Source organism: Bacillus sp. SRB_8, from assembly GCF_003264205.1.
Lineage (GTDB): Bacteria > Bacillota > Bacilli > Bacillales > Bacillaceae_G > Bacillus_A > Bacillus_A mycoides.
In genome coordinates this window covers 43,446-51,381 of record NZ_NADT01000043.1, presented here as the reverse complement: position 1 = coordinate 51,381, position 7,936 = coordinate 43,446, and the positions used below count along the sequence as shown (strand labels likewise).

4 protein-coding genes are annotated in these 7,936 nt (G+C 32.6%); 1 reads left to right on the top strand and 3 read right to left on the bottom strand.

All coding sequences use genetic code 11. From position 1 onward, the window contains the following. Positions 1-533 precede the first annotated feature (533 nt). The 3 genes from B5P40_RS26750 to B5P40_RS26740 all read right to left on the bottom strand — a co-directional run bounded on the left by B5P40_RS26750 (position 534) and on the right by B5P40_RS26740 (position 3,709). On the bottom strand, positions 534-1,166 hold the full coding sequence (locus B5P40_RS26750) for a sterol desaturase family protein (protein ID WP_002191655.1): 633 nt from the start codon (positions 1,164-1,166) through the stop codon (positions 534-536). A gap of 21 nt (positions 1,167-1,187) precedes the next feature. Continuing rightward, positions 1,188-1,871 carry a GntR family transcriptional regulator gene (locus tag B5P40_RS26745; RefSeq protein ID WP_002144339.1) on the bottom strand — a complete coding sequence of 228 codons (684 nt, stop codon included), beginning with the start codon at positions 1,869-1,871 and terminating at the stop codon, positions 1,188-1,190. Between the two features lie 140 nt (positions 1,872-2,011). Beyond that, positions 2,012-3,709: a helix-turn-helix domain-containing protein gene (locus B5P40_RS26740; protein ID WP_002191654.1), complete on the bottom strand. Its 1,698-nt coding sequence runs from the start codon at positions 3,707-3,709 to the stop codon at positions 2,012-2,014. A 1,876-nt stretch (positions 3,710-5,585) separates the two neighbouring features. Between B5P40_RS26740 and B5P40_RS26735 the strand changes: the two genes are divergently transcribed. Next, positions 5,586-7,277 (top strand): hypothetical protein, encoded by a 1,692-nt coding sequence (locus B5P40_RS26735; protein ID WP_113710197.1) that lies wholly within the window; start codon positions 5,586-5,588, stop codon positions 7,275-7,277. The last annotated feature ends 659 nt before the right edge of the window (positions 7,278-7,936 follow it).

Sequence of the window (7,936 nt, the reverse complement as noted above, 5' to 3'; positions counted from 1 at the left end):
TGAAAGTGGGGGTAGTTCAATGGAGAAAGCATACTGTTAGTCTCACCTCTTCTTTTTTAACGAATTCTGTCATTGTACAAGGGAAAGATGATAAAGAAAGGGATGTGTTGCACCATTTGGTTAAAAAGGTATCTAGATGAAAGAGATGATGAGGGGCTGTATTCGTCGTGCTTTCACGCCTGAATATTCCGAGTTTCTCCGCAATAATATTTTCAGGTGCCATAGCTTTGCGCGAAAATTTTCTTTTGATACGAAGATTCTTCTGGAATGAGTCGCTAAAGAAATCACTGGGGCAAACGCGATACAGATTGTAGATAGCATCGGCGAAACACTTCGTGAAAAATGAAGCAATGCTAAGAGAAATAGAGAAAAAAGCGGGTGCATTTTTCGGTAAGAAAAACTTTAAAACGAGCCTTATGCAATCTATTATCATGCTTACTATTCAATAGGAAAAAATGCCTGTCACTCCCCGAGAAATGTCGAAGCTACAAAATTCATTCGACATTTCCAGGATGATGACAATGGATTATTTTTTATAATTCTATTTTCTGGTCACCACGTTTTTCTAGGTTTTTAGCAGTTTTACTTTGGTCAACATCCTTTTGGTCTTTAAAGGTGCCCATGAGAAAATCATAGGCTGGGTTCGTGACACCATACCAGTAATTTTCATTTTTGAAGTGATGCCATAAATGAACCTTTTTCATCCATCGCCCCCATGGTGATATTGGTTGAAGGGGGCGATGCGCGATATAATGCTTCCACTCATAAAATAATAAAAAGAGCATAATACCTGCAATAAATGCGTTTGTCATGACAAAGCTGGATGAAAGAAAATAAAAAATCGCTCCTGAAATTGCAATGTTTGGCACACTATACCATAAGGGTAAAAATAATAAATGTAATTCATTCGGATTTGTATGGTGATCATAATGTAGGCGCTTAAGTATTTTTAATAAGAATGCATTCTTTGGTGGCTTTAGATGAAAAATAAACCTGTGAGTAGCGTACTCAGCTAAGGAATACATAATCATTCCCAAAATAAAAGCACCCCAAATTCCGATAGAGGTTAAATGTAAAATCATAAATCCAAAACTAGCGAAGAAAAGACAGCTCATGATCAAAATATCAGGATAGGAAAAATATTCTTTAAAATATTTTAGTTTCATTTATCACGCCTCCAGCTTTCTTTATTTTTTTCTATCTTTCCAGAGAGCCAAGCTTTTCTCCAATGTTGTCTTACACAATCTTTCCGCTTCAATTGCATCTCCCTTTAATGCAGCTTTTAATAAGTCGTGATAATAGTTGAAGGACAACCCACGATGATCTTTTACAGAAAAATATCTTTTCGCCATATCTACATAAATGGAATCGAAGCTATTTAAAATGAGTAGAAAGATCGGATTGGCAGCAAGCCCAGCACACCTTTTTTGCAAATACCAATCAAATGCTGCATAGCTTTCTGCACTATCTTCAAGTTGCTCAAGATTAGCAAGGAGAGCAACCACTTTAGGTTGATTAAACGTAACAGCATCACGAATATAAGTCGGAGTCAACGAACTTCTAAATTCTAATAAATACATAATAAATTCATCTGTAATGGTATGATGATTCTCAACAATATTAATAAGTGTCGTTAGATTCCCATTGCTCCAATAATCATTAATAATCGCTGGCATTCCTTTTCTTCCTGTTATCCATCCACTCCTTTCTAAACGTTGAAGCGCCTCCCGAATAGTTGGGCGACCAACACCAAATTCTTTCGCAAGCTCTCTTTCCGGCGGTAAAGTACTTCCTACAGAATAAACACCCGCCAATATGGATCTAATTAATTCATTCTCAATTTTATCTGAGGAGCGTTCCTTTTCTTTCAAGCCATCGTCCCCTTTATTTTTTGGTAATACATGTTGAAGATATTGGTAATACCAAAAATTATATAACGTGTTTGAATTTTCCGTCAATAAGATTCATTAAAAAGAGGAAACCATTTTCAAAGTGGTTTCCTCTTTTTTGCTTACATAGACTCGATTATCATTTGTCTTTCATACCATTTTGTTAACTTATCATTAACACTGTTTGAAATCCGTTTCATTTTCTTATTACAGAATCTCGATAGTGTAGCAGGGGATAAGCCTAACTCATCTGCTATTTCGCGCATTGTTCTATTTTGATGCATATGTTGGTGCATAATTTTCTCTCTAATTAGCTCCTCAGTACTTACTGTACTATGAGCTATCGTATTTATAATCACATTATTTTCTTGCTTATCCGGAGTATCAATTACCTTTTTCTTTGCCAAACTCCCGATATTATCCATTAACTCTTTTGGTGGTAAAATGATGATTCCTAATTTTGAGTAATAATTCTTAAACCAGTTCCGTTCTCCAATTCTTGATTCATCAATTTCCTCAGCGTATTCCCAATGTGAAATAACTTTTTCTTTTTCTAAATCTATTAATACATTTTCTAATTGCTCACGAATACGGTGGGGGCGTCCCTTAGCTATATTAATCCCCATAACAGACAATAGTCCTTTTTCTCCATCAATTGAATATGGTCTTTTTAAATTACTGTACTGTTGTCGAATTCTCCATTGCCAAGATAAATAGCGAATTAGTCGCTTGTGGAATTTGTGTCGATAACTATTATACTCCAATGCTTTTTTAGATAATAACGCTGTTGTGCTACTAGATCCGTATAAATACATCGACAAAAAGCTACCTGGCTTTATTCTACAAGATTCAATACCTACGTAATCATTGGTATTTTTATCTCTCCAAAGAACTACAGAATCTAAAACGAAAAGTCTTTTAATTATTTCACGTTTCATTTCAAATTGCTCACCAGTTTCTGCACGATCATTTAAAACCACGACTTCATTATCGTCATTTAAATAAATAAAGATACTCGCCAAAGCAGCTATACGTTGTGCAATTTTAATTTTATCTTCTGCACGATAATACTCTATACCATTTGCTGATGCTTTTGGAATATTACACATATCTAGTACATTTTCATAGCTGAAATCAATAAAATCATCTGGAGATTTCGCTTGATTCAACCACTGTATTGTAATTGTATCTAAACAGTCTGCGGTAAGATCATCCATGTTACTAATAACACCATCGACTAGTATTGACCATCTTTCTGCTTCATTGGTGTTTACTAGCCTTAAATCTTCATCCTTGTGTGATGATAGCTGAGCAACTCCGCTTGTATTTTTAGTTTCTAATGGTAAAACAGATACTGCTCCTACTTCATCTTCTTCAAAGTGATTCTTGGCTATACCATCTCGTAGTTGATAATATACCGCATCATTACTTACAGGATAGTAATCCTCTTGTAGATCAATTGAATGCTCTTTTAACTTTTCATCGGTTGTATTAGATATTATAGACGTTTCAACTTCTTCAGACGTACCTCCAAATTCTTGCTCTATTATTTTATCGAGTACATTTCGAATCTCAATTTTATATTTATCTAGATTTGCGTATATATGCAATAATGAAATCCCTTGTTCTTGTTTCTGGCCTAACCAAGAGACAAGAGCTGAAAATGAAGGGGATATATTAGCTGAAGTTACTACTTTGTCATGATTTCCCTGTACTTCCTCATAATATCTATTCCACTTTTCCCATAGCTGCGTGTTCTTTTCATACATTGGTGCAGCAAGTAAAAGGGCATCGCTAAACAACACTAATACTTTCTCCATATTCAAAAACCTCCTTACTAAGTTCCCACCAATTAGAATTATAAATTATAGAACTTGAGACGTTATAGCTATATGGTGGCAACATAGCATATAAGTTGAAACGTTATCAGAATAATCTATATCGAGAAATGATTTATCGAACAGTATTTGTCCTATCAAGTAAACATTCTTGTACTTGTATTATATAAGACTGTACTTATTTGTAAAATTACTACTTTACACTACAATCTCCATGCGGGAAACCCATTCGGTATTAAATAGTGTAAATCATACTTTTAAAGTGAAACGTAATTGTCCCTTTTCTTACAAATGAAATAAAACATTATAGCGTTATGATAACAATTACTTTCTTACCAAGAAACATCGATGATTTGCTGGTTTCATCTAAAAAATTATTTGTATCATTCTATACAATGATACAAATACCCTTACTTTTATGAAACGTCATAGCTACATTGTGGCAAGTACTCCTTAGAACTTGAAACGTTTTAGCTTTATAGTGGCAAGTATATTCGAAACAAAAAATACCGATAAACTGTTGATTTCCACTTCACAAGCATTAACGTTATTTCATACTTCGACACAGATACCTCTACTTTTATGAAACATTATAGCTGCATTGTGGCAGTTACTATTGAAAACTTGAAACGCTTTAGCTTTATGATGGCAAGTATATCCTGAACAAGAAATACCAATGAATTTTTGGATTTCATTTAACAAGAATTAACGTTATTCCATATATCAGCACGAATGCCTCTCTTTTATGAAACCCCTTAGCTACATTGTGGCAAGTACTATTGAAGACTTGAAACGCTTTAGCTTTATGATGGCAAGTATATTCTGAACAAGAAATACCAATGAATTTTTGGATTTCATTTAACAAGAATTAACGTTATTCTATATATCCGCACGAATACCTCTACTTTTATGAAACCCCTTAGCTACATTGTGGCAAGTACTATTAAAGACTTGAAACGCTTTAGCTTTATGATGGCAAGTATATTCTGAACAAGAAATACCAATGAATTTTTGGATTTCATTTAACAAGAATTAACGTTATTCCATATATCGGCACGAATACCTTTACTTTTATGAAACATCATAGCTACATTGTGGCAGTTACTATTAAAAACTTGAAACGTTATAGCTATATGGTGGCAACAACTCTTTAAATCTGAAACATAAACGCACTAAAATCTGTTCATATAAAAAAAATATTTTTTATTTAAATTAGTGCTAAACATTGATATAAAGCCATTCTTTAAAAAAACTAAAAAATCCCAATGAAATGCTATAGCTATATGATGGCAACAACTTTTTTTTAAAAAAAACCTATGAATCCATATGTAACAAGGGTTTAGGTACATTTCAAGCGCAATGAAACATTGATTTCAAACATGAAACGCCATAGCTTTATGATGGCAACAATCTAAAAAAAACATGAAACGTATATAGCTATATGATGGCAATAGTCCCTTGACGTAAATTAACATGAAAACGCTATACCACAACATTTATGAATGAATTCTACACATTATTTAGTCATTTCAAAATATGAAACGTTATAGCTATATGATGGCAACAACTTTTAGACAAAAGTACTAAAAAACCTATCATATCAAGGTTTATGTGCTGTTTCATTCATTTCAGATACGTTTCATATTCAAAATACCTTATAGCTTTATGGTGGCCAAAAGATTTTTTTTGTGAAACGTTGAATCCCTTGTGCCTCTAAGGCTGAGGCAGCGTTTCACATTTTTGATTTTCCTCTTAAAGAGACACATTTCACCAAGATTCGATTTGATATAATCAAAATTGAATTTTTATATCCTATTTAGGTAAAAACTGAAACTCATAATAAGAGGAGGTGAAAAAGATGGCTAAACCTTTCGTTATAAAGAACAAACGTAGTTTAAATGGTGAAACAACAACTCCAGTATTAGTAACAATTAAAGCATGGCAAAAATTAGTGGAAGCTTTAGAAGGCAAATACTATAGCTTTAAAGATACATATCTAGAAGATATCGTAAATTCAATGTCTTACGAGGAACGAATTGCAGATGAAGAAGGGTTTGTTGAAAAAGCCAAACCATCTTTTTCACTTCAAATGAAAAATCTCTTCACTAAAGCAAATGGTAGAAAGCATAAGCTATATGGTATTACTAATGCAGATCTAGAAGTATTTCTATTTCTACATAAAAAATGTAATACCTATGGTGAACTTTCTCATGTTTCCATTCACATGCTTTGGGAGGACTACAAAAACTATAAAGAAGTATTTGCACATATTCATCATTCGCAATTCTATGTTGCGTTGAAAAAGCTTAGCTTACACAACATCATTGAAATTGAGAATGAATACAGTGGTAAATATAAAATTACATTAACTGATTTTATGAACAAGGAAACGAATAAAGCGAATCCTTACACGTTTATCAGCCCAATTGTATTTACAAAAGAGTTCTTCGATTTATCCATTGCTGCTAAAAAGCTATTTATTGATATCGCAATGCAGCAAAAACGAGAAACTACTTTGAAACGTTCACTATACAAATTTGATGAACAAGGACAACAGACTCATTTTGGCGGTATGTATCGCTTCTTACATAAGAAATACCCACATCAGATACGTTCTGTAATGGCTGAATTAACAACTAAATCAACTGCTACTGGATCTTCTTTGTTTAAAATTTGCAAATTAGAAAAAGGGAAAAAGAATAAAAAGCAGTATACAACACTGCATTTATCTGTACACCCTGATTTCCTGTGTAATAAGGAAATAGGGGAAGAGTATCGCGATCCATTTACACCAAGACTTACATATAAACGTAAAGCTGAGTTCATTGAAGAATCATTAGTTGAAATGAATATTGCAGAATTTACAAAAGATATAAACCAATTTGTAAATGTCTTAAAACATTCCTGTCATCGTCAAATCCGCCAAGTGATTCGTGGATTACGTGAAATGATTGATAGACAAGAGGGTTTCCCTAAAAACCTTGTTTATACACTAAGCAAATTATTAAAGCAGTCTTCTCAATATCGCGTATTAGATACAGCTGCTAAAACAGGTATTTATTCTCTGATTACACATAATGTGCCGAGAGAGAAACAAGAAGATGCGGTATTTAAATTCGGTACTCACTTCGCTATATATTCATTACAAAATGTTAAGAAGTTATTCTGTAAAGCGCATGACCTTCTTCATGCTACATATGCGGTTCCTGTGACTGAAGAAGCATACCATCGTAATTATATGCAGTATCAAGAAGAAACACTATTTAGGAAGTATGCTTTTGAGCAAGGAGTAAATGTTAACGCATATATTGCATTAGAAATTAAAATTCGTGAATTATTAAAATCTCATGGCCATAAAGAACATCATATTCCAAGTGATATTCGCGAACTGTTCATTGAAAAAATAGATAGATTGCCTAAGGAAAAAATCCGCGTAATTGAAGTTCCTAAAGACTTTAATTTGATCGATTTTCTTCATTCCTTAGAAGCTTATTACCGTAAAAATAGTGAAACACCATGCACGGTAGATCAGCTGCTTCCTGCAATGTAAAATTACATGCTCTCCTTTTTTGAAAAATCAAAGACGGAGGGCTATTCGTGCTGAAATTAGAAATTAAATTCGTACTATCCAAACATAAAAAAGAGAGATTCTTAAATTTGAGTTAGAATACCTCTCTTTTTTTATACACTTTTATACAAAATTCCTAAAATATAATCAGTAATTCACAATTTTACTTTACTTTTTTCTGAACATTCGTTCTCTTACTGGGATTTAATCTACTAAAAATCGTAAATATATATATAAATTCAGTGGATATCTTAATAATATTGTCCAAATGTGTACAATAAAATAGCTCAAAGCTTTATTTATAAACGTTTTATATATAAATCTACTTAAAATCAGAATGTTTTTTGTTAATAATGTTGATTTACTGAATTATGTCTATAACTTACTTCTAAATGTTAATAAAATGTGGGTTATTTTATAGCGTATGTGGAAATCATGTTATTAATTTAAGCAAGACTGCCATTAATCTTATATACACTTTTACGCATCAAAATAATGCTGATTATATGTAGGTTAAGTAATTCAACTTTATGATATTTTGTATATTTAGAGCGGCGTAAAACGCAATAAATACATTTCCAATAAGTGTTCTTTTCGATTTTTTATGGTTCTATAACTTTGCAGACACTGTTATTACTGAG

Bases quoted from the DNA above. Each gene is read 5' to 3' on its own strand.
- B5P40_RS26735 (WP_113710197.1), top strand. From the start codon at position 5,586: ATGGCTAAACCTTTCGTTATAAAGAACAAACGTAGTTTAAATGGTGAA.
- B5P40_RS26740 (WP_002191654.1), bottom strand. From the start codon at position 3,709: ATGGAGAAAGTATTAGTGTTGTTTAGCGATGCCCTTTTACTTGCTGCA.
- B5P40_RS26750 (WP_002191655.1), bottom strand. From the start codon at position 1,166: ATGAAACTAAAATATTTTAAAGAATATTTTTCCTATCCTGATATTTTG.